The following is a 3,504-nucleotide window of genomic DNA, read 5'->3' on the forward strand; positions in this document are numbered from 1 at the left end:
CGCGCACCATCAGCAGCCAGTCGGTCTGGTGCGGCGGGTCGAGGTTGGCCAGCGGCTCGTCCATCAGCAGCACCTGCGCTTCCACGGCCAGCGCACGCGCCAGCAGCACGCGCTGGCGCTCGCCGCCCGACAGGTGGCCGAGCGGGCGGCCGCGCCAGCCCCAGGCCTGGGTGGCGCGCAGGGCGCGTTCCACGGCGGCATGGTCGGCGCTGCTCGCCGGCGCCAGCCAGGCCTGGTGCGGCAGGCGGCCCAGCATGGCGACGTCGTACACCGTCAGGTCGTCGGCCGAGCTTTCGTTCTGGCCCAGCCACGACAGCTGCTGCGCCCGCGCCCGCCCGCGCAGGCTGGCCAGCGGCTGGCCCAGCAAGGCCACGTCGCCGCTGTGCGCCAGCAGACCGGCCAGCACCTTGAGCAGCGTGGATTTGCCCGCGCCGTTGGGGCCGACGATGCTGGTCCAGCGGGCGGCGGGCAGCGCCAGCGAGATGTTGTGCAAAACCTCGTCATTTCCGAGCCTGGCGCAGATGGAGTGAGCGCTTATAGCAATTGAATCCATAGCATTCGAATGACGCTCCAAGGTCATAATCCCGCCCCCCGACCGGTCTGCCGGTGCATCAGCCAGAGCAGGTAGCCACCGCCCAGCACCGCCGTGAGCACGCCCACCGGCAGTTCCTGCGGCGCCACCAGCCAGCGGGCCAGGATATCGGCGGCCGTCAGCAGCACCGCGCCCATCAGGCTGGCCAGGCCGATCAGCCGGCCGTGCGTGGTCTTGACGACCGAGCGCACCAGGTGCGGCGCGGCCAGGCCGACAAAGGCGATCAGCCCGGTTTGCGCCACCGCCGTGCCGGTGGCCAGCGCCAGCACCGCCACCAGCGCCGCGCGCATCTGCGGCAGCGGCAGGCCCAGGCTGTGCGCCGTGGCTTCGCCCAGCGCCAGGCCGTCGAGCGCATGGCTCATCATCCAGGCGGCCAGCATCGCGGCAGCAAACACCGCCGCCATGATGGCGCAGGCGGTCCAGCCGACAAAGGCGGTGCTGCCCAGCATGAAGGACTGCATGGCCTGCATGATCTCGGGCGTGAGCAACAGGATCAGGGACGTGATGGCGCCCAGCACCACGCCGACAATCACGCCGGCCAGCAGCAGCCGCAGCGTGTGCTGCACGCCCTTGGCCAGCAGCAGCGTCAGCAGCACCGCCAGCACGGCGCCGACAAACGCCGCGCCGGTCAGCCCGACGCGCGCCAGCCAGTGGGTCGCCAGCGGCGAGATGCCAAACAGTGCCATCGCCGCCGCCACGCCCAGCGACGCACCCGAGGCGCTGCCCAGCAGGTACGGGTCGGCCAGCGGATTGCGGAACAGGCCCTGCGCCACCGCGCCGGCCAGCCCCAGCAGGGCCCCGGCCAGCCAGGCGCCCAGCGTGCGCGGCAGGCGGATTTCGGACACGATCAGCAGTGCCTGCGGGTCACGGTGCAGACTCAGTACACTGTCAAAACCGGTGCTGCCCACGCTGATGCCCAGCAGCAGCAAGGCGGCAGACGCTGCCAGCAGACCGACTGCCAGCCAGAACGCCTTGCGGTGCGGGTGCGTGAAAGCCGGGCTCATTCGGCCCCGGCCTTGCGCGCGATGCATTGGGCCATGATGCGGGCCGCCTCGGCCATGCGCGGGCCGGGCCGCACCACCACGTCCGACTCCTCGGCGCTGTAGACGCAGATGCGCTGCTCCTTCACGGCCTTGATGCTGGACCAGCCGGGATAAGACGCCATCGCCTGCACGTTGCGGCTGCCGACCATGATCAGGTCCGGATTGGCGCGCACCACAAACTCCGGGTTGATGCGGGGAAACGGCCCGAGCGCAGCGGGAATAATGTTTTCCACACCCAGCCGCGCCAGGGTTTCTCCAATAAAGGAGGTCTGGCCGGCCGCATACGGCCCCCGGTTGACTTCATAGTAGACGCGGGTGTTTTTGGCCCTGGCAGGCAGCGACTGGGCCGCCGCCGATACGCCGCTGTCAATCACGCGCCACAGCCGGTCGGCGCCCTGCGCGGCCGGAATCTCCAGCAGCTGGCCCAGCTTGCCCAGCACGCGCCGCACATCGGCGTGGCTTTTGGGCTCCAGCGCCACCACCTTGATGCCCAGCGACTCCAGCCTGAGACCGGCGCGCGAGGACGTGGCCATGATCACCACGTCGGGCCTGAGCGCGACGATGGCTTCGATGTTCGGGTCCAGCCCGCCGCCCACCACGGGCAGGCGCTGCACGCTGGCGGGGTAGTTGGAATAGCGGTCCACGCCCACCAGGCGCTGGCACTGGTCGAGCGCGCAGACGCTTTCGGTCAGCGAGGGCAGCAGGCTGACGATGCGCTGCGGGCTTTGCGCAAAGGTCACGCTGACGCCCCGGTCGTCGGTCAGCTGCAGCGCGTGGGACGTGGCCGCCAGGCCCAGCAGCGCCAACAAGGACAGGCGCTTCATGGCCGGCCTTTCAGCGTCAGCGGCAGACCGGCCGCCATCAGCGTGACCCGCTCGCAGGCCTGGGCCACGGCCTGGTTCAGCACGCCCAGCGCATCGACAAAGGCGCGCGTCTCGCGGCCCATGGGAATCACGCCCAGGCCGATCTCGTTGCCGACCAGCACCACCGGCCCTGCGCTGGCCTGGATTGCTTCCAGAAGCATAGCTACTAGTTCCCGTGGATATTGGGCTGGATGCATATTTGAATCATTATTTTCAGCCGGCATCAGCCAGTTGGTCAGCCACAGCGTCAGGCAATCGACCACGATCAGCGTGCGCGGGCTACCGTGCTGGGCCAAGGCTTGCGCCAGCTGCAGCGGCTCTTCAAGCGTTCGCAGGCCGGGCACGCGTTCGGCGCGGTCGTGCTGGTGGCGCGCGATGCGTTCGCGCATCTCGTCGTCCCAGGGCTGGGCGGTGACAAGCAACAGCGCGTCGTGGCCGGGCGACTGCGCCAGCCACTGGCGCGCCAGCAGTTCGGCGCGGCGCGACTTGCCGCTTTTCTGGCCGCCCAGAATCAGTTCGCTGCGGGCAAGCGACAAACCCGCCGTCACGATGATCGCCCCGCCGACAGGCCGCCCTTAGGCGGGGCAGCCCCCTCGGGGGGCAGCGCAGTACGCGAAGCGACAAGCGTGGGGGCCATGCTCCAGGCCATGATGATGTGATGCAACTGCTCCACGCCATCGGTCAGCGCCGCCGGGCCGGGCTGCAGAATTTCGGACGATTTGATCTCGAACAGCTGGCCGTTTTTTACCGCATTGACCTCGCCCCAGCCCGGGCGCGCCAGCACATGCGCGGGACGAAAGCGCCGGCCGCACCAGGAACCAAAAATGATGTCGGGGTTGCGCTGCACGATGCTTGAACCGTCGGCAATGATGCGGCCCTTGCCCATGGGCTCCCTGGCCAGTTCGGGAAAGCAGTCGTCGCCGCCGGCAATCCCTATCAGCTCGGACACCCAGGCAATCGCGCTGATGTGCGGGTTGTACCACTCCTCAAAAAACACCCGCGGGCG

Annotated in this window: 5 protein-coding genes; all 5 read right to left on the minus strand. The window is 69.3% G+C overall.

From position 1 onward, the window contains the following. Positions 1-553 (minus strand): ABC transporter ATP-binding protein (locus tag IV091_RS07125; RefSeq protein WP_293466986.1); only part of this gene is annotated, 553 nt, incomplete at its 3' end. 23 nt (positions 554-576) lie between these two features. Beyond that, entirely contained in the window at positions 577-1,596 is a 1,020-nt protein-coding gene (locus tag IV091_RS07130) for an iron ABC transporter permease (protein WP_293466988.1), read from the minus strand. Next, positions 1,593-2,459, minus strand: a complete 867-nt coding sequence (locus tag IV091_RS07135) for an ABC transporter substrate-binding protein (protein WP_293466990.1) — start codon at positions 2,457-2,459, stop codon at positions 1,593-1,595. The genes IV091_RS07130 and IV091_RS07135 overlap by 4 nt, the downstream gene beginning before the upstream one ends. After that, the gene (locus IV091_RS07140; RefSeq protein ID WP_293466992.1) at positions 2,456-3,046 is read right to left on the minus strand and encodes a bifunctional adenosylcobinamide kinase/adenosylcobinamide-phosphate guanylyltransferase; all 591 of its coding nucleotides are present in this window, start codon (positions 3,044-3,046) and stop codon (positions 2,456-2,458) included. Before IV091_RS07140 ends, IV091_RS07135 begins: the two co-directional genes overlap by 4 nt. Beyond that, a partial coding sequence (locus IV091_RS07145) for an ABC transporter substrate-binding protein (RefSeq protein ID WP_293466995.1) occupies positions 3,043-3,504 on the minus strand: 462 nt, incomplete at its 5' end. The genes IV091_RS07140 and IV091_RS07145, both read right to left, overlap by 4 nt.

The sequence above is a fragment of the Polaromonas sp. genome, assembly GCF_018780625.1.
Classification (GTDB): Bacteria; Pseudomonadota; Gammaproteobacteria; order Burkholderiales; family Burkholderiaceae_C; genus Polaromonas.